Annotated in this window: 14 protein-coding genes and 1 tRNA gene; 10 read left to right on the top strand and 5 right to left on the bottom strand. The window is 70.7% G+C overall.

Annotation, left to right across the window (positions count from 1 at the left end; translation table 11 throughout):
• The first annotated feature begins 8 nt into the window (after positions 1-8).
• A complete protein-coding gene (locus tag AMK19_RS07310; protein WP_073809045.1) occupies positions 9-1,475 on the top strand; it encodes a pyridoxal phosphate-dependent decarboxylase family protein in 1,467 nt (488 codons plus the stop codon).
• Here the strand turns inward: AMK19_RS07310 and AMK19_RS07305 are convergent.
• Positions 1,462-2,262: an inositol monophosphatase family protein gene (locus AMK19_RS07305; RefSeq protein ID WP_073809637.1), complete on the bottom strand. Its 801-nt coding sequence runs from the start codon at positions 2,260-2,262 to the stop codon at positions 1,462-1,464. The two genes, AMK19_RS07310 and AMK19_RS07305, sit on opposite strands and share 14 nt — an antisense overlap.
• A 277-nt stretch (positions 2,263-2,539) precedes the next feature.
• Entirely contained in the window at positions 2,540-3,289 is a 750-nt protein-coding gene (locus tag AMK19_RS07300; protein ID WP_338015773.1) for a MerR family transcriptional regulator, read from the bottom strand.
• Between the two features lie 234 nt (positions 3,290-3,523).
• Between AMK19_RS07300 and AMK19_RS07295 the strand changes: the two genes are divergently transcribed.
• The 3 genes from AMK19_RS07295 to AMK19_RS07285 are packed head-to-tail and all read left to right on the top strand — an operon-like array spanning position 3,524 to position 7,082.
• On the top strand, positions 3,524-5,137 hold the full coding sequence (locus tag AMK19_RS07295) for a flavin-containing monooxygenase (RefSeq protein ID WP_083646552.1): 1,614 nt from the start codon (positions 3,524-3,526) through the stop codon (positions 5,135-5,137).
• Positions 5,134-6,195 (top strand): alpha/beta fold hydrolase, encoded by a 1,062-nt coding sequence (locus tag AMK19_RS07290; protein ID WP_073809043.1) that lies wholly within the window; start codon positions 5,134-5,136, stop codon positions 6,193-6,195. The genes AMK19_RS07295 and AMK19_RS07290 overlap by 4 nt, the downstream gene beginning before the upstream one ends.
• Positions 6,192-7,082, top strand: a complete 891-nt coding sequence (locus tag AMK19_RS07285; RefSeq protein WP_073809042.1) for an SDR family oxidoreductase — start codon at positions 6,192-6,194, stop codon at positions 7,080-7,082. The genes AMK19_RS07290 and AMK19_RS07285 overlap by 4 nt, the downstream gene beginning before the upstream one ends.
• Positions 7,083-7,191: 109 nt before the next feature.
• On the opposite strand, the gene AMK19_RS07280 is transcribed toward AMK19_RS07285, so the two are convergent.
• Complete coding sequence (locus tag AMK19_RS07280) at positions 7,192-9,255, bottom strand: discoidin domain-containing protein (protein WP_198953240.1); 2,064 nt, start codon at positions 9,253-9,255, stop codon at positions 7,192-7,194.
• A 479-nt stretch (positions 9,256-9,734) separates the two neighbouring features.
• Between AMK19_RS07280 and AMK19_RS07275 the strand changes: the two genes are divergently transcribed.
• The 4 genes from AMK19_RS07275 to AMK19_RS07265 all read left to right on the top strand — a co-directional run bounded on the left by AMK19_RS07275 (position 9,735) and on the right by AMK19_RS07265 (position 13,411).
• Positions 9,735-10,508: an SDR family NAD(P)-dependent oxidoreductase gene (locus tag AMK19_RS07275; protein WP_073809040.1), complete on the top strand. Its 774-nt coding sequence runs from the start codon at positions 9,735-9,737 to the stop codon at positions 10,506-10,508.
• A 177-nt stretch (positions 10,509-10,685) separates the two neighbouring features.
• Positions 10,686-12,428, top strand: a complete 1,743-nt coding sequence (locus AMK19_RS07270) for a recombinase family protein (RefSeq protein ID WP_073809039.1) — start codon at positions 10,686-10,688, stop codon at positions 12,426-12,428.
• Between the two features lie 464 nt (positions 12,429-12,892).
• Positions 12,893-12,964, top strand: a tRNA-Tyr gene (locus tag AMK19_RS35880).
• A 222-nt stretch (positions 12,965-13,186) separates the two neighbouring features.
• The gene (locus AMK19_RS07265) at positions 13,187-13,411 is read left to right on the top strand and encodes an HNH endonuclease (RefSeq protein ID WP_241844287.1); all 225 of its coding nucleotides are present in this window, start codon (positions 13,187-13,189) and stop codon (positions 13,409-13,411) included.
• A 239-nt stretch (positions 13,412-13,650) separates the two neighbouring features.
• On the opposite strand, the gene AMK19_RS35045 is transcribed toward AMK19_RS07265, so the two are convergent.
• Positions 13,651-14,241, bottom strand: coding sequence for a hypothetical protein (locus tag AMK19_RS35045; protein WP_143200084.1), 591 nt, complete (start codon positions 14,239-14,241; stop codon positions 13,651-13,653).
• Between the two features lie 1,040 nt (positions 14,242-15,281).
• Between AMK19_RS35045 and AMK19_RS07250 the strand changes: the two genes are divergently transcribed.
• Together AMK19_RS07250 and AMK19_RS37950 are read left to right on the top strand one after the other, a co-directional pair.
• Positions 15,282-16,016 (top strand): major capsid protein, encoded by a 735-nt coding sequence (locus tag AMK19_RS07250; RefSeq protein ID WP_241844286.1) that lies wholly within the window; start codon positions 15,282-15,284, stop codon positions 16,014-16,016.
• Positions 16,017-16,089: 73 nt separating this feature from the next.
• Positions 16,090-16,212, top strand: coding sequence for a hypothetical protein (locus AMK19_RS37950; protein ID WP_274536958.1), 123 nt, complete (start codon positions 16,090-16,092; stop codon positions 16,210-16,212).
• 94 nt (positions 16,213-16,306) lie between these two features.
• Here the strand turns inward: AMK19_RS37950 and AMK19_RS07245 are convergent, their stop codons facing one another.
• Positions 16,307-17,644, bottom strand: coding sequence for a tetratricopeptide repeat protein (locus tag AMK19_RS07245; protein ID WP_198953237.1), 1,338 nt, complete (start codon positions 17,642-17,644; stop codon positions 16,307-16,309).
• Between the last annotated feature and the right edge of the window lie 81 nt (positions 17,645-17,725).

The raw sequence follows: 17,725 nt of genomic DNA, 5'->3' as shown, positions 1-17,725 counted from the left end.
GAACGGACATGGTGGGGTTAACCGAACTCTCCGGTGGTGTGGGTGGGCCCGAGGCGTTGCGGCCGCTGCTCGCACAGGTGTTGGCGGCGCTGACCGCCGGCGCGGTACGGCGGGGCGGGCCGGTGCCGGCGGGGGAGCCGGTGGTGATCGGCGAGGTGGTGCGAGAAGCCCTCGCCAGAGCCCAAGGACCAGGCGCACTCGGCCAGTTGGTGGAGCTGTTGGCGCACGGCGCGGCCGACCCGGCCGACCCGGCGTGCGCCGCGCACCTGCACTGCCCGCCGCTGGCCCTCGCGGTCGCCGCCGACCTCGCCGTGAGCGCCCTCAACCCCTCCCAGGACTCCTGGGACCAGGCCCCCGCAGCCACCGCCCTGGAGGCCGAACTCCTCGCCGAAATGGCCCAGTTGGTCGGCTTCCGGCCGGACCGCGCGGCCGGCGTGCTGACCACCGGCGGCACCGAGTCCAACCTGATGGGGCTGATGCTGGCCCGCGACCAACGCCTCGGCCCCGACGTCGAGTTGAACGGCCTCCCGCGCAGCGGCCGACCCCGGATCCTGGCCTCCGAGGCCGCCCACTTCTCCGTCCAGCGCGCCGCCGCCCTGCTCGGCCTCGGCGAACGCGCCGTCCGCGTCATCCCCGTGGACCGCCAACTCCGCATGGACCCGGCCGCGTTGGCCGACGCGTTCGCCGAGATCGGCTGGGAGGGCGCCACCCCCGTCGCAGTGGTCGCCACCGCCGGCACCACCGACACCGGCGCCATCGACCCCCTGCACGCCGTCGCCGACCTCGCCGCCCGACACGGCACCTGGCTGCACGTCGACGCCGCGTACGGCGGCGGCGCACTCTTCTCCGACCGCCTCGCCCCACTGCTCGACGGCCTCGACCGGGCCGACTCGATCTCCCTCGACTGGCACAAACTCGGCTGGCAGCCCGCCGCGGCAGGCGTCTTCCTGGTCCGCGACGCCCGCACCTACGCCTCGCTCGCCCGCCGCGCCGTCTACCTCAACCCCGCCGACGACGAGGACGCCGGCTACCCCAGCCTGCTCGGCCAGTCGCTGCGCACCACCCGCCGGCCCGACGCCTTCAAGCTCGCCGTCACGCTACGGGCATTGGGCCGGGAAGGACTCGGCGAACTGGTCGACCGCTGCCACGACCTGGCCCGGAAGGCCGCCGAACTCGTGCGCGCCGAATCCGAGTTGGAGCTGCACTGCGACCCGATCCTGACCACCGTGGTGTTCCGGTACGCCGCGGCTTCGGCCGGGGCCGCGGCCGAGGACAGCGACCACGTCAACGCGGAACTCCGCCGCCGCCTGCTGCGCACCGGTCGGGCCGTCGTCGGCCGCACCGAACTCCCGGGCACCGGCCCCGGCCGGGTGCGGCTGAAGCTGACGCTGCTCAACCCGCACACCACCGAACGGGAGGTCGCGGCGCTGCTGTCGGCCGTGGTGGCGAGCGGGCGCGCGGTCAGAAACCCCTGAGCAGGATCTCCCGGAGCGTCTCCCACTGGTCCGGGTCCGCCGCGACCAGCAGGCCGTCGGTGCCGCCGGGAGGCTCGGGCAGGTAGGGGGAGCCGTCGAAGCGGGCGGAACGGCCGCCGGCCTCGGTGATCAGGAGGGAGCCGGGGGCGTGGTCCCAGGGGAGGGTGCGCCAGTACAGGATGAAGTCGCGCTCACCGGTGGCCACCAACGGGTACTCGATCCCGGCGGCGCGGCGGCCGGGATCGAGCGGGCCCAGCGCGCGGGCGTTGTCGAGGAGGCGGTGGCTGGTCGGCGGAGCGAAGTAGCGGGTCTTCAGGATGCCGGTCCACGACTCCGGGCCGGTCGTGATCGGCCCCCGGACCAGGCGGCTCCCGTTCTGCCAGGCCCCGGCGCCGAGTTCGGCGGTGTACGCGGTGCCGGAGCACGGCTGCCAGATCCAGGCGGCGACCGTGCGGCCGCTGCGCACCAGCGAGGCCATCACCGCGTACGAGGGGTCGCCGGCGACGAAGTTCTTGGTGCCGTCCACCGGGTCCACCAGCCAGGCGGCGGGCTCCTCCAGCAGTGCCCGGGCGAGCGCCGGGTCGGCGGCCACGGCCTCCTCGCCGACCACCGGGACGGGGAGCAGTTCGCGCAGGCGGCGAGTGATGATCCGCTCGGCATCCCGGTCCGCGACGGTGACGACGTCGCCGGGCGCCTTCTCCATCACCTCGCCCTCGGCCAACGCACGGAACCGCGGCTCGACCGCCTCCGCCGCCGCCTCCACGAGGATCTCGGTGACCTTCTCCATCAACACGCCCGGGCTCCCTTCACCGCCCCCACTCTCCCATGCCGGGGTGGGACGGGTGGTGCGCAGGTGGCTGGTGGGAGAGGAGATGTGGCGGAGGAGGTGTGGGGAGTGCCGGAGAACCAGTGGTGGGGAGGGGTGTCGGGTGCCGGGGTGGGGTGGGTGGCGGCGCGGGTGGCGGGGGTGTCGGGTGCCGGAGTGGGGCGGGCGACGGCGCGGGTGGGGGAGGGGCAGGACAGTGCGGCTGCGGTTCCGGGCAGTGCTGCGGGCCGGGGAGGGGTCACCGGCCGTCGAGGCGGTCGTACTCGGCGCGGACGCGGCGGTCCATGGCCAGGGCGAACTGGGCGTCGTTGACGGCGCGGGCGAGGGGGCGGATGCGGTGGATGCGTTCGGTGAGGCGGGCGGCCTCGGCGGGGGTGAGGTCCTGGACGTGGGTGAGCGCGCCGAGCAGGCGGTCGCGGATCAGGGCGACGAAGGTGTCGGCCATCGCGTCGGCGTACTCGCTGGCGCGCCGGCTGACCTCCAGCACGGCGGCGAGCGGCACGCCCTCGTCGACCAGTGCGACGGAGGCGTCCATCAGGCGGCGGCTGATGTGGGTGATGCCCTCGGAGTCGACGGTGATGAAGCCCTGGGCGAGGGACTCGGCGGTGTTGGCCTCGGTCAGCTCGTCGCCGAACGCGGCGTACAGCTCGTCCCAGGTCAGGTGGACGGGCGTCTCGTCGGACCAGGGGGCGACCAACGCGGCCTGAAGACCGATCAGTTCGGCGACGTCACGGCCGTCCTCGCCGGCGCCGATCAGTTCGGCGATGCCGCCGAGCGCGTGGCCGCGGTCCAGCAGTTCGGCGATCAGGCGCAGCCGGGCCAGGTGTTCGGGGCCGTACCAGGCGATCCGGCCGGCCTTGCGGGGCGGGGGGAGCAGCCGGCGTTCGCGGTAGAAGCGGACGGTGCGCACGCTGAGGCCGGCTGCCTCGGCGAGTTCGGCGATGCGGTACTCGCGCGGGGGCTCGCGGTCCTTCTCGGTCTCGGCCACGCCGGTCAGCATAGGGCCCGTCCGGACGAGTCGAACACACGTGCAATCCTCGCCGTCCGCGCTATTCCACTCGGTGTCAACAAGGACTACTCTGCCAAACGCGCCAGTGATTACTGGCAGCTTCCAGGGCTCCACCCGCACCCCCACCCCCGCACTTCCGCGCGCCCCTGCGCACCGCGCAGCGCAGCGCCGCACCGGCTCGTGCCGCCCCACCCTCGCCAGGAGGACCCGCCCATGGCACCCCGCACCAAGAAGTCGCCCGCCCCTGCCGAGACCGCCCCTGCCGAGACGGCACCCGTCGAGACCGCATCCGTCGAGACCGCACCCGCCGAACCGCAGCAGCCGGTGCCGCACGTGCGGGTCGCCGTCATCGGCTCCGGCTTCGGCGGCCTCGGCGCCGGCGTCCGGCTGCGCCGCGCCGGGATCACCGACTTCGTGATCCTGGAACGCGCGGGCTCGGTCGGCGGCACCTGGCGCGACAACTCCTACCCCGGCTGCGCCTGCGACGTGCCCTCCCACCTGTACTCGTTCTCGTTCGCGCCGAACCCCGAGTGGCCGCGGGTGTTCTCCGGGCAGCCCGACATACGCGCCTACCTGGAGCGGATCGCCGACACCTTCGGACTCCGCCCGCACCTGCGGTTCGGCACCGAAGTCCGCGAGCTGCGCTGGGACGAGGAACGCACCCGATGGCACGTCACCACCTCGGCGGGCAGCTGGACCGCCGACGCCGTGGTCTCCGCCGCCGGCCCGCTCGCCGAGCCGCAGATCCCGGACCTGCCCGGCCTGGACGCCTTCCCCGGCAAGGTCTTCCACTCCTCCCGCTGGGACCACGACTACGACCTGGCCGGCAAGCGCGTCGCCGTGGTCGGCACCGGCGCGTCCGCGATCCAGATCATCCCCGCCGTCCAGCCCACCGTCCGCAGCCTGACGGTCTTCCAGCGCACCCCGGCCTGGGTGCTGCCGCGCGCCGACCGCGAGGTCACCGGCGTCGAGAAGTGGCTGCACGGCAAACTCCCGCCGACCGGCCTGCTGAGGCGCGCCGGACTGTTCGCGATCCGCGAGCTCCAGGTGGACGCCTTCGTGCGCCGTCCGCAACTCCTCGCGCTGGTTCAACAGGTGGCACTCCGTCACATGCACCGGGCGGTCGCCGACCCGGCGCTGCGCGCCAAGCTCACCCCGGACTACCGGATCGGCTGCAAGCGGATCCTGCTCAGCAACACCTACTATCCGGCCCTCGCCGCCCCCAACACCGAGGTGGTCGCGGCCGGTCTGCGGGAGTTGCGCGGCAGCACCCTGGTCGCCGCCGACGGCAGCGAACACGAGGTGGACGCCGTGGTGTTCGGCACCGGGTTCCACACCACCGACCTGCCGATCGCCGAGCGGGTGTACGGCGTCGGAGGCATGGCGCTGGCCGAAGCGTGGAAGGACGGTATGGAAGCGCTGCGCGGCTCCACCGTCCGGGGATTCCCCAACCTGTTCTTCGTGATCGGCCCGAACACCGGGCTCGGCAACAACTCGATGATCCTGATGATCGAGTCCCAACTCAACTACCTGATCGACGCGCTGACCACGCTGGATTCCATCGGCGCCACCGCCATGCAGCCCACCGAACGGGCCCAGCGGCAGTGGAACCTGGAACTCCAGCACCGGATGAGCCGCACCGTGTGGACCACCGGCGGATGCCGCAGCTGGTACCTCGACGAGGACGGAAAGAACACCGTGCTGTGGCCGGCCTCCACCAGTGCCTTCCGCCGTGCCACCCGGCACGTCGACCTCGCCGAGTACGAACTCCTCAAGCGCACCGCCCCGTTGGGCGACGCGCGCGACACCGAGGTGGTGCCCGTATGAGCCCCCGTATCCCCGCCGACTGCGTCCTGCCGGACCCTGCGGCCGTCCACACCGTCCGCTCCGCCGACGGTGCCGAACTCAACGTCGAGGAGTACGGGCCGGAGGGCGCGCCGCTGATCGTGCTCGCCCACGGCTGGACCTGCGCCACCACGTTCTGGGCGCCCGTGATCAACCGCCTCGCCGACGACTTCCGGGTGGTCGCCTACGACCAGCGCGGCCACGGCCGCAGCCCCGCGCCGGCCGACGCCGCCGGGTACGGCACCGGCAAGCTCGCCGAGGACCTCGAAGCGGTGCTGACCGCGACCGTCCCCGCCGGACGCCGCGCCGTGGTCGCCGGACACAGCATGGGCGGTATGACCATCATGGCGGCCGGTGGACGCCCCGAGGTGGCCGCCCGCACCGCCGCCAACGTGCTGCTCAACACCGGTGCGGGCGAACTCGTCGACGAGCAGACGGTGCTGCCGCCCTTCGTGCGCGGACGGGCGCTGCGGCGGCTGCTGAGCCGGCCGGTGCTGCAGTCCCGGCTGTCGCTCGGGCCGATCAACGGCATCAGCCGGGCCGTCCTCAAGTACGCCACCATGGGCCCCGCCACGCCCCCCGACCGGGTCGAGGCCTGCGCGCAGGTGGTGCACGCCTGCCCGCCCAAGGTGCGTCACCGCTGGTCGATCGTGCTGGACGTGCTGGACGTGCACGCCGAACTGGCCCGGATCACCGCGCCCACCGCCGTCGTCACCAGCAGCAACGACAAGCTGACCCCGCCGGTGCACTCGCGCCGGATCGCCGCCGCCCTGGCCGACCCGCGCGGCCTGCTGGAACTGGACGGCGCGGGCCACATGAGCCCGCTGGAGCGGCCCGCCGAGGTCGCCGACGAGATCCGCCGGGTCGCCGCGCTGGTCGCCGACGAACTCGCGGCGGGCGCTGCGGCGGACGCTTCGGTGGGCGTCGCGGTGGGCGTCGCGGCGGGCGTTGCGTTGAGCGATGCCGAAAGCAGTGCCGTCGAGCGCGCCGCCGCCTTCGACATCCCGTCCCAGTCCGCCGCCGTGGAGGAGACCGCATGACCCCGCCGCTGTCCTCGCAGGTCGTCGTCATCACCGGAGCCGCCCGCGGCCTCGGCGCGCTGATGGCCCGCAAGCTCGCCGACCGGGGGGCCAAGGTCGCGCTGGTCGGCCTGGAACCCGCCGAGCTCAAGGCCGTCGCCGCCCAGTGCGGCGAGCACGCCTCCGCCTGGGAGGCCGACGTCACCGACCTGGACGCGCTCACCGAGGTCGCCAACCGGATCAAGGACCGCTACGGGCGGATCGACACCGTCGTCGCCAACGCCGGCATCGCCCTCGGCGGGCCGATGCAGGACAGCGACTTCCGGGCCTGGAGCCGCGTCGTCGAGGTCAACCTGCTCGGCTCCGTCGCCACCGCCCGGGCCTTCCTGCCCGCGCTGGTGGAGAGCCGCGGCTACCTGCTGCAGATCGCCTCGCTGGCCGCGCTCACCCCCGCCCCGCTGATGACCGCCTACTGCGCCTCCAAGGCCGGCGTCGAGTCCTTCGCCCACGCGCTGCGCGCCGAGGTCGCCCACCAGGGCGTCAAGGTCGGCGTCGGCTACCTGAGTTGGACCGACACCGACATGGTGCGCGGCGCCGACCAGGACACCGTGCTGCGGCAGATGCGCGCCAAGCTGCCCTGGCCCGCCAACAAGACCTACCCGATCGGTCCGGCCGTGGACCGCCTGGTGGCCGGCATCGGCCGCCGCTCCCCGCACGTCTACGCGCAGGCCTGGCTGCGCGGCATGCAGCCCGTCCGCTGGATGCTCCCCGGCCTGATCGCCGCCGTCGGCTCCCGCGACGTCGCCAAGCTGGCACCCGAGCTGAAGGCCACCGCCGACACCCGGCTGCGGCCGGTGGGCGCGGGCGGGGACGCCGACCGGAACGCCCAGGCCGCCAAGGCGGAGTGACAGTCGGACCATCAACAGTCGGACCATTACAGAATGACGAGCGGACAATCGGTTCGGAGAGAGACCGATTGTCCGCTCGTCGTATCCGTGGCCGCCGGGCGGCGCCGGGTCAGCTGCCGTGCACCGACAGCTCGTACAGCGAGTACCCGTACTGGGTGGCCCGCGCCGTGCCGTGGAAGCGCACGTACCGGGCCGGGGTCGGCGCGAACGCGGCGGTGTCCAGCCCGCCGTCGCCGGCCGTGGTGGACCAGACGGTGCGCCAGGTGCTGCCGTCCGTGGACACCTCGATCCGGTAGCCGGTGGCGAAGGCGCGCTCCCAGTCCAGCGTCACCCGGTCCACGGTGCGCACCGCGCCGAGGTCGACCCGCAGCCACTGGTCGTCGCTCCAGTCACTGGCCCACCGGGTGGAGCGGTCGCCGTCCAGCGCCCGGCCCGGCTGGTAGGAGGTGAACGGGTTCCACTCCGCGGAGCTCGCCGTGGCGCTCGCCGTTCGGGTCGCCAACTCCCGCCCGGGAGAGTGCTGTTCGGTGGCGCGCCAGGTGGTCAGGTAGGACTGCGAGCCCTTCATCAGGTCGTCCACCACGCCCTGCCCGCCGCTGAGCCGGATCTGTTCGATCCAGTCCGGCAGCAGCCCGGCGTGCGCCACGCCGTCGGTGTTGACGTCCCAGGTGCGGGAGCCCGTCACCTGCCGGTCCAGCACCGAACCGCCGTCCGCGCTGCGGAACGGGTACGTCACCGCGTTCGGCGCGCCCGCCCCGACCGGCCCCGGCCAGCCGCCCACACCGTTCAGGTCGCTGCCGTAGCCGTAGCCGACCCGGTAGGCGTCGCGCAGCGCCTTGGTACGGTTCGCCTCTGCCACGAACCCGTTCGCGTCGTGCGGGTACTGCGCGGCGAACCCGCCCAGCTTGTACAGGCGTTCGGTCCAGTTGAGGTCCATCCAGCTGTGGCTGGAGATCACCCCCGGGTACGCCTGCGACTCCAGGAGCTCGAACGCGCTCTTCGCCGCCTTGACGCTCATGTGGTCGACTTCCAGCATCATGTGGCGCTTCATCATGCCGCGAATCGCGTAGTCGCCCAGCTCGGTCAGCCCGCGGGTGTTGCACTGCGCGGACGCCGAGTACGTCGGCAGGTTCACCCCGGCCGGCAGCATCCCCTGCGCCTGCGCGGTCGGCAGCCCGATCGGATTGTCGTGCTGCGGGCCGGTGCACTGCTCGGTGGTCCAGAACGTGCCGGTGGACAGGAACTGCCCGGCGTTCACGGCCACCCCGGTGGTGCCCTCGTCGAACCGCACCCCGCACAGCGCGTTGTCGAACTTGTGGCACAGGAACATGCTGCGCACCCCGAGCGCGTACAACTCGTCCAGCCCGCGGTCGATCGCGGCCCGGTCGCACTGCGGGGCGTCCAGGATCTGCTTGCAGCCGAACGGTTCGGAGGTCTCCACCCCGAGCACCACCGCCAACTTGCCCTGCTCGATCACCGAACGGGCCTGGTCGGAGTCGGTGACGATGCGGAACCAGCCCTTGCCGGGCCCGCCGTACATGGCGTCGATGTACGCCTGGAGTTCGTACGACTTGCGCGCCTCGGTGCGGATGGCGTCCATCTCGTCGCAGCCGCGGTCCTTGTACGGGTAGATCGAGCACAGCAGCCCGTTGGTCACCAGGTCGTTGACCAGCACCCGTTCGCCGCCGCGCCAGGCCCGCTCCACCCAGGCGTAGTAGTCCTGCTGGTGGCTGAGCGAGTCGTGCGCGGGCCAGTCGGCGAAGGTCGGCCAGCCGACCGGGTCGTGGTGGCCGTTCGCGCCGCCGGTGACGTTCTCGAACAGCGCGAGCGAACCGTCCGGGTAGTGCTCCGGACAGTCCTTCAGCGCGTCCGCGGCGCCCTGCGGGGAGAACGCGGCCCCGCAGATCACCCGGCCGCCGAACCCCTCGGCGGACATCAGGTGGTTGTGCGCGTCGACGAAGCCGCGGACGCTGCCGTCGGCGGCGGCGCCGCGGAACGGCTCGCCCGTGACGTTGATCTGCGAGTCCGGCGCCGGACGGGCGGTGGGATTCCACCACCCGTCCGCGGCACGGGCGTTCGGGCCCGGCACGGTGCCGGTGACGAGGGCGGCCGCGAGCAGGAGCAGCGGCAGCAGACGGAGGAGGACGTTCCTGGCGCGATGGTTCCCGATCATGGTCACCTCTTGGGTCGGGGAGGCGGCGGTTTTCCCGAGAATCCCGATCTGTTGACACTCCGTCAATAGATACGACCGGATTACTTACCGGTCAGTACGCGGTGGGGGGTGGGGCGAGGAGGGTGGGCGATTTGTCGATGTATTGCTCTTTCTTGGCATGCGCGCGGGCCCGGCCCCGTGGGGAGGGGGCCGGGCCCGGGCGGGCGGAAGGCGGGTCCGGCCGTCAGGACCGCGAGGGTCGGGGACGGGCCGGACGCGCGACTTCTATCCAGAAGGGGTGGAGCTGAACAAGCATCGGTTTCTCTCCCGAGCGAGGCGGACGCCGCGTGGGACGGCGGCGATGCCCGAACCGTAGGGTGATCGGACCGGTGCCACGACGGGGCGCGCCGCCGACCCGGGGCGCGTCGCCCGAAGGGCCGACGGGCGTTCCGGGGGCGGATTCGCACCGGATCCGACTACCGGCCGGTACGGTCTGGTCCATGACCACAGCCCTCATCACCGGCGCGACCGCCGGCATCGGTGCCGCCTTCGCCGACCGCCTCGCCCGCGACGGCCGCGACCTGGTGCTGGTCGCCAGGGACACCGAGCGCCTGCGGAAGTCCGCCGCCGAACTCACCGCCCGCTACGGCGTCCAGGTCGAGACCCTCGCCGCCGACCTCGCCACCGACACCGGCATCGGCGCCGTCGAGGACCGCCTGCGCGACGACGCCCGGCCCGTCGACCTGCTGATCAACAACGCCGGCTTCGGCAACCGCGGCGCGTACCTGGACGTGCCCGTCCAGGACGAGCTCAACATGCTCAAGGTCCACATCGAGGCCGTCCTGCGCACCACCACGGCCGCCGTCCCCGGGATGCGCGAACGCGGCTTCGGCGGGATCGTCAACGTCGCCTCGGTCGCGGCGTTCGTCCCGCGAGGCACCTACGGCGCGACGAAGGCATGGGTGGTCAACTTCACCCTCGGCATCGCCCGCGACCTGGCCGGCAGCGGAGTGCGCCTCCAGGCGCTCTGCCCCGGCTTCACCCGCACCGAATTCCACGAGCGGGCCGGCATGGGCACCTCCTCCATCCCCGCCTGGGGCTGGCTCACCGCGGAGCGGGTCGTCGACGACTCCCTCCGCGACCTCGCCCGCAACCGGCCGCTGTGCGTCCCCGGCAAGCGCTACAAGGCGGCCGTGACGGCGGCCCGCCTGCTGCCGGTGGGCGGACTGGGGAAGCTCTCGACCACGGCGGGGCGCGACTACCGCAAGCGGTAGCGAGGGGGGTCGCGCTCACGTGCAGGTCATTGTACTGCGTCGCGATCTTGCGGACGTGGTGCCTTCCGCTTCGCCGAGTGATCCGGGTTCACACCTCTGGAGTGAGCCCCCGTGTCGACCGCCCTCGCCCCCGCGTCCCGCACCCGTAACACGCACTCGTCCCCCTCCTCCGAGGGTATGGACAACGCAAGCAGTGGCCTTCCCGGCACCGAGCGCACCGTGTTCGCCCGGCCCCTCCGTGGGGTCCGGGCGATCCGTCTTTCCGTTCTCACCGACGAAACCACCAGCCCGGAGCGTCAGCGCGATTCGTGCGACGCTGCCGCCGCGCAGTTGAACATCGACTTCGGCGAGGGCGAGAACCTGCGCGAGGCGGTCGACCTGGCGGTGTCGGCGAGCAAGACCGCGCCCTGGCAACGCCCCGAGTTGGGCGAGTGGCTCGCCCGCCCCGACGAGTGGGACGTGTTGGTGTGGTGGCGCTTCGACCGGGCGGTGCGGTCGCAGGGCGACATGCACGAACTCGCCACGTGGGCGGCTATCCACGGGAAGATCATCGTGTTCGCCGAGGGTGTCGGCGGCGGCATGCAAACATTCGACTTCCGGGACCCGCTCAACCCGGTCACGCGCATGATGCTCAACCAGTTCGCGTTTGCCGCCGAGATGGAAGCGTGGTCCATCAAAGAGCGCGTCACTGGAGCACACGCCGCGCTGCGGAACATGAACTACCGGCACGCCACCGGCACCCCCGCCTACGGGTACAAAATCGTGCCCATGCCCGCCGAACTCGGCGGTGTCGGTAAGACCCTGGTGCAGGACGAGAGCGCCGTGAAGGTGCTTCTGCGGATCATCAAAGACCTGCTGGACGGGGTGACCATCCAGAAACTCTGCGAGGACCTGGCCGCCGAAGGGGTTCTCACGCCCCGCGACCACTGGGCCCAGCTCAAGGGCAAGGCGACGACCGGCGGGAAGGTCGGCGCGGGGCGCAAGGGGTCGAAGGTGGTGGACAAGTTCCGCTGGACCCGCCATTCCGTCCGGCGCATCCTCACCACGCCCGCGCTGCTCGGCTGGAAGATGCACCGAGGCAACCCCGTCCGCAACGCGCAGGGCGAGCCGATCATGGCCACCGCGGAACCGATCCTCACCCGCGAGGAGTTCGACGTCATCGGCAAGCTGTTCGACGAGAAGCGCGCCACGGGCGGCAACCAGCCCGAAGCGCCGTCGGACGCGTCGAAGCTGCTGCACGTCGCCCTGTGCAACACGTGCGAGGCCCCGATGTACAAGCAGGGCCGGGCGCGCTCCGTGAACCAGGCCGACACCTACCGGTGCAGCAGCAGCGCCAACCACACGCCGTGCGCCGCCCCGACCACCATCCGGGCCGACTGGTTGGAAGAGTGGGTGGAAGCCCGGTTCCTGGACCTCGCCGGCCGGATACCCGTGATGAAGACCCTGATCACGCCCGGCTACGACCCCCAGCGGGAGTTGGACGCCGTGACCGCCGAGTACGAGACGCACCAGGAGCTGAAGGGAGAGCAGCGCTCCCGCGCGGCCCTCAAGGCGTGGGAGCAGCGTCTCGCCGCGCTCGACAACCGGATGGTGGAGCTGGAAGCGACCCCGGCACGGCCGGAGAAGCGGGAGCGGTTCGACACCGGACAGACCATCGCCGACGTGTGGACCGACGCCGACGACGAGACCCGCCGTGGACTGCTGGTCGAAGCAGGGTTCCGGGTCCGCGTCGGCAAGGCCCGTCCGGGCGGGTGGCGGCGACTGGATGAGACACGGCTCCACCTGTCCGTGGTCGGCGAGCTGGACCCGGCGATCGAGTCGTGGATGGGGCTTCGCGACGAACTCGGCATGGGCCCGGACGGCAAGGCTGTGGCGGGCAGCAGGATGCGGATCGGGTCGGCCGTCGGGCTCGCCGCGTAGGGCATCAGCGAGGGTGGGTGGTGACGGGGTGACGGAGGAGACGGCAATTTCAGTTTCTCTATACGCGTGTAAGAGAAACAGGATTTTGCCTCACCAGCGTCACCCCGTCACCACCGCTGGAATCCGTCCCCCTCCTCTACTGCCGGGAGAGGGGAAGGACGACCCGGACGGTGCCGCTCGGCGGGCCGCTGGAATTCGTCCCCCTCCTCTACTTCCGAGAGACGGAGTGCAGGACTACCGCGCACCCCACCGACGGGAACCGGCGGACCGAGTGCCCGCACCCCTCTCTCGCTAGCTCTGCCCGTGCACCACGCACCCCACGTCACCGGGGTGGCCGCAGGGGTCGTGAGGCAGAGCGCGGGGACCGCACACCATCCGATCGTGACCGTCCGCCAGGGCGCCAACGGGGGCGGGTGATGCTGCGGTCCCCACCCGGACCGGCCCGCGCCGGCGAGGGGTACCAGGCCCGTCTAGCCCAAACGGCGAGGCAGCGTGTGTAAGCACGTGTCATCCCGGTTCGAGTCCGGGGGCGGGCACCGTTGCGAAGCGAAATCTTGGCCGGATGACTCGGACCACCAATGTCGTCGTATTCGGCTTGTTGCAGCTCGCTACCACCCTTCCGGACCCGGCAGACAGGGGGCACCGTGCGCTGTATCGACTGCCTCTCACCCCCGACCCACCGGGGCCGCTGCGAAGCTCACCACGGGGCCTACGAAGCCCGCCCGAGTGTCCGCGCACGTCGTCGGCTGCTCGCCCTGGTGATCCGTCGCCACAGCGGCGCTGAACGGCTTCGCCGGCGGGTCGACCGGGACGGCTCCGCGGTGTGCGGGCTGTGCGGCGAGGACGTGCCCGCCGAGCTGGTCGACGTCGACCACCGGCTACCGCTCGCCCACGGCGGCGAGGACACCGACGACAACGTGTGGACGCCGTGCCGGACCTGCCACCGAGGGAAGACGGAACGGGACTTCGCCGAGATGGTCTAGGACGGCGGGAGTTGCCGTCGGCGCTCCACCTCCTTGCGGCGGCGGGCGCGTTCGCGCTGCCACTCCTGCCACAGCTCTTTGCGGTGGACGGAGTTCTGCGGCCAGACGGCCCGGAGCAGTACGGCGAAGCCGGAAATTAGGGTCGCGGGGACAGTAACGACCAGCACAGCCCACCACGGGGCCGTGGACAACAGGTTGAGCACAACAAGCCTTCCGACCGGAAGCGGTCGGCGGGTCACCTACGCAGCTAGTACGGCGCTCCCCAGCGCGCTGCCACGACGCCCGCCCCGGTAAGTGCACACGGGGAAGAAGGAGTTCGGTCCGCGGGGTGTGATCTGTGGTGACTCTTCGATCGGTTCCGGCTGCCATGTGGGTACGTCGGCGGTACGGGTTCGGGCCAGCGCGCCGGACAGCAGTCGCAGCAGGGCTCGGACCAGGAAGCGCAACAGGCACGCAATCAGTTCTGCGAGCGCGGCGAGGAATTCCCGAGCGGCGGCGCGTCGCTCTGTCGCCGTCTGTGCGTGGCGCAGTCCATCGACTGCAATGTTCAGCTGGCGCCTTGCAGGGTGTGAGACCTCTTTGAGATCGACAATAAGATTGCCGAATTGAATGTCAGGAAGGCGGTAGGGCCCTGTCGGATCAGGGTCTAACCGTGCGTCGCCCGCTCCCCATCGTCCCGTCGCAAGAATCTCTGCGAACTGCTTGACGCGCTCCGGGTTGACCTGCCTGGGCGGACCTTCTGGAGCCCAACGCCCTAGCGTGGCCATGGCGTTTGAAACTAGCCCGGACAGTGCCTCGTGTCCCATTTTCACCCCCTCGGCCTTGAGCAACAGCAGGAGTCTAGCGCCGCCGTGCGACAGGACATTTTCGGCTGAACCGGAGGTAGCTCCGTACACCGGAAGACCCGCCCCCGTGCTCGCCCCCGGGCGCCCGAGCTGACCGCCCGGGGCCTGACTGCCTGCTCGGCTACTTCGGCGCCCACCACGCCGCGAGGATGCCACCGCCAGCTGTGACTGCGGTGATGAGCCACGTAGGGATGCGCTGGATGGTCAAGTGCAGCCCATGGCAGCGGAGTTCGAACTGTGGGCGCTGGCTTTCGTGGAGTGTTCGTCGCGTCATGCGGCCAAGTTGAGCAGGTATCCGCCGGTAGCCGCTTCACGTCCACCACCGAAAAGTGACCGCCTTACCACGAACGAGTGAAAGTCGGGCATGCGAACCCCACTACCTTGTTGACGGAGGCGCCCCCATGCTCAGACGACCCCGGCCCCCTTGCTCGGCGCCCGGGTGCCCCGAGCTGACTGCCCGCGGTGGTCGTTGTGCCGCTCTCACGAGCGGGAAGTCGAGGCGCTGCGGGGGAGTTCTGCTGCACGGGGCTACGACACCCGGGGCAGCGCATCCGGAAGGCGCACCTGTACCGCAATCCCTGGTGCGTGCCGTGCGGCAAGTCCGCCACTGTGGCGGACCACTTCCCCGCGAGCCGGCGAGAGCTGGTGGCACAGGGCGCGCCCGCCCCGGACGCGCCGAACAGGCTTCGACCGCTGTGCACTCTCTGCCACAACAGGGAGACCGCCGCCCGGCAACCGGGTGGCTGGGCTACGGCGAATGCCAAGCCCGTACGTCGTTGACCTGCGATTTTACCAGGGGGGACTCCCCTCCCATCCCGCCATTGACCGGCAGGGAGGGGGGAAACTCCGATGGCTAATACAACCATTCTTGCGGGGCGCTAGCGGCCCAACTCGCTTTCCATGTCCGGAAGTTGAGGTAATCGCTAAAGGCTCGCTTCGCCTTCGCGCGTCGTAACCGAGCGGTGAAGACGACATATGGGGACTGAACTCCCCACCCTGCAAAGAGAATCAGGAGAAACACTGCCATGGCACTCACCCTTGCCGAGTCCGCGAAGCTCTCGACGGACAACCTTCAGCGCGGCGTGGTCGAGACCTTCGTCCAGGAGTCACCGATCCTCGACCGGCTGCCGCTGATCCAGTTCGAGGGCACCGCGTTCCGCTACAACGAGGAGGCCGCCCTTCCCGGGGTGTCGTTCCGTGCGGTCAACGAGGCGTACCCGGAGAGCGTGGGTGCGGTCAGCCCGCGTATCGAGACTCTGGCGATCCTCGGCGGCGACAGTGACGTCGACAAGTTCATCGTCAAGACTCGCGGCAACATCAACGACCAGCGCGCGATCCAGGAGACCCTGAAGGTCAAGGCCGCGTCGGTCCACTTCTCCGACCAGTTCTTCAACGGTGACACGCAGGTGAACCCGCTCGGCTTCGACGGTCTGCGCAAGCGCCTGATCGGCCGCCAGGTCCTGGACGCCAAGGGGGCCGGGCCCGTCTCCGGCGGCTACGACTTCTTCGACGCCCTGGACGCGCTGACCGCGCAGGTGCAGGGGATCACCAGCCAGAACGGCGCGCTGTACATGAACGCCGCGATCATCGCGAAGATCCGTTCCGGGTTCCGCCGGCTCGGCGGCTCCGAGCTGCTGACCGCACAGATCCACGGAAGTCACCATGTGGAACGGCATCCCCATGCTCGACCCCGGCCAGAAGCTCGACGGCACCGACGTCCTCCCGCTCACCACGGGTACGGGTGGCAAGGAAACCGGTGACATATACGCCGTCCGGTTCGGCAGCTCCGACGCGGACGGGGGAGTCACCGGTCTGACCAACGGTGGCATTCAGGTGACCGACCTTGGCGAGGCCCACGACAAGCCGGTGTTCCGGACCCGGATCGAGTTCTATTGCGGTATCGCGCTGTTCGGTGGCAAGGCCGCCGCCCGCCTGATGAACGTCCTCGCCGGCTGACCCCGCAACGCGCAACAACGGCCCCGCCTTGTCCTCCCCTTGCGGGTGGTCGAGGCGGGGCCTTTGTCGTTTCCGGGGGCTTCTGGCAGGGCAGCTACGCGGCGAGGTGCACCGGAACCAGCGTCCGAGCCCGTTCGTACAGGTTGCGTGCGTACTCGTTCCGAGGATGCGCAGCCAGCAGCCCCATCATGATCCGCACCCGGTCGTCCGCGCGTCCGCTCTGGACCTTCGGGTAGTCGTCCAGAGCAAGGTGCCACGTGCGGCATGCTTCCTCCAGATGACCGAGCTGGAGTTGCCGTTCCGCCAGAGTGGCACGGTGACGGACACGGCCGCGCTGGTAGACGGAGTAGCGCAGTCGGTCAGATTCGAGCATCGCCGCAACGGAACCACTTACGTCCTTGATGGCGTAACGGACTTGCGCTACGTGGTAGTTGAGCGAACTCGGATCGTATGATCCGAACGCTCTGCTCTCCGACTCCGCGACGTCCATTGCCCGTTCTGCGTCTGCGAGGTGGCGAAGTGCCGTGTTGGTGTCGCCCGAAACTGCGGCTGAATGCGCCTGCTGACCGGCGAGGAACGCCCGCATCCTCGGGCCCGCCACGGGAGACGCCGCAGCAGCAGCGTCGGCAAGTTGCATCGCCCGTCGCCCGTGCCCAAGGTCGACCGCTTGCACGCTCATCCCACGGAGGGTGGTGCAGTAGGTCAAGTGATCTTCGGCGACCCCGGCGAGTTCAAGTGCCTTGACGTAGTACTGCTGCGCGAGGCCGTGCAGCCCTTCGTCAACCGCCATGTATCCCGTCAGATAACACAGGTCGCTGGCGGCAGACATCATCGCCTTCCGCACGGCGTCCGGGGCTTCGGCGCGAAGGTACGGCCCCACGGTATTGACCAGGTAGCTGGCTGCCATCGGGCGTGCGGCCCGTCCGCCGAACTCGTCGTCAATGCTGCTGAGACGCTCGGTCATTGCTATGACGGATGCCACCTCGGGCATCCCTATCCGGATGGTCTGGCCGCGCTGGATGGACTCAGCTCGGGCAAGAACGTCTTGCCAGCCGGGAACGGTCAGCGCGACGGCGAACAGGCTTGCGCCGAGCACTCCACGGCGCGAGGGGTCCATGTCCTGCCTCCCCAGTTCGATCAACCCTTCGACAGTACCTGTAAGGGCGGGTTGGTCGGCGGGTGGCGGGAAGCCCGCTTCTGCGTGGGTCACGAGTCGGCCGAGCCGGCGAGTCAGGGCTTCGAGGATCGCAGTCTGGGCCGGGGGCTCGGGAACCGTCCCGCCGAGCCACTGGGAGACGGAGGGTTGGCTGTATGTCGTCGGTCGGCCGTTCTCAGTGCCGACCGCGTTCACGGCCCGCGCAAACGCGCTTTGTGTGTACTGACTGTCAGTCAAGAGCGCTGCTAGTAAACGGTTTGGCTTCCGTTCTGCCATGGGTGGGACTTCCCGCTCTTATGGGTCTTATATCTCCCGACACCTGCGAGCCTAGCGCGCAGCGTGGTCGTGCGGTTGCGT

Origin of the sequence: Kitasatospora sp. CB01950, from assembly GCF_001905465.1 — a bacterium.
Classification (GTDB): domain Bacteria; phylum Actinomycetota; class Actinomycetes; order Streptomycetales; family Streptomycetaceae; genus Kitasatospora.
The sequence above is the reverse complement of the archived record's forward strand: the minus strand, read 5'-3'. Positions and strand labels throughout refer to the sequence as shown.